Below are 735 nucleotides of genomic sequence, written 5' to 3'. Positions count from 1 at the left end.
CGTCGACCGTACCGGCCCCCCAACGGCCCCATGATCAAGGCGCCCAAGGGGCGTACGACATACGCGATGCCCACCGTCGACATGGACAGCAAGATCGCCACCCCGGCGGATGCGTCCTCGGGGAAGAAGAGGTGATTGATCACCAGCGCGGCCGCGGTGCCGTAGACCGCGAAGTCGTAGTACTCGAGTGCCGATCCGACCCAGGCAGCCAGAGCGGCCTTCTTGGGTGTCTTGCGTGGTCCGGCCTGGGCCGTGGTTTCGGACATTGATCTTCCTCCAGGTCAGGGTGCGGGCCGTGTCACCCGACCGGCCGTTGAGCCTGCAGCCACCGATGCCGTCGTAGTTTTCACTATGTGGCAACTGTTGCCGAATAACTGTCGGACAAGCATGATGTGTGTCACACATGTACGTCAAGTGGCAACGTGTGCGGTCACCGCACATCCATTGGGAGCCCGAGAGACCGGAGCGCATTGGACGGGAAAACCGGGGAAGGGAGGGGCCGTGGCCGGAACGTCGGGGACCGTTCGGAAGGGTCTTGAAGTCCTGCGGGTCCTCGGCGATGCCCCGCAGGGTGCCACGGCGGCGGAAGTCACAGAATCCACGGGGTTCCCTTTCAGTACGGCCTACCGTCTGCTGGCCACCCTCGTGAGTTCGGATTTCGTCGAGTACGACGACGCCACGAAGCGCTACCACCTCGGACTGCGAGTCTTCGGGCTCGGCCACCGGGTGGCAAGC

General features: G+C 64.2%; 2 protein-coding genes. One reads left to right on the top strand and one right to left on the bottom strand.

The window, feature by feature from the left end:
* On the bottom strand, positions 1-266 hold a 266-nt coding region (locus GTW58_RS13270), incomplete at its 3' end, for an MFS transporter (protein ID WP_168023581.1).
* A 235-nt stretch (positions 267-501) separates the two neighbouring features.
* Here GTW58_RS13270 and GTW58_RS14920 point away from each other — a divergent pair.
* Positions 502-735: helix-turn-helix domain-containing protein (locus GTW58_RS14920; RefSeq protein WP_342453323.1), on the top strand; the 234-nt coding region annotated here is incomplete at its 3' end.

It is taken from the genome of Kocuria subflava (genome assembly GCF_012163155.1).
Classification (GTDB): Bacteria; Actinomycetota; Actinomycetes; order Actinomycetales; family Micrococcaceae; genus Kocuria; species Kocuria subflava.
This window is presented reverse-complemented; position numbering and strand designations above follow the sequence as displayed.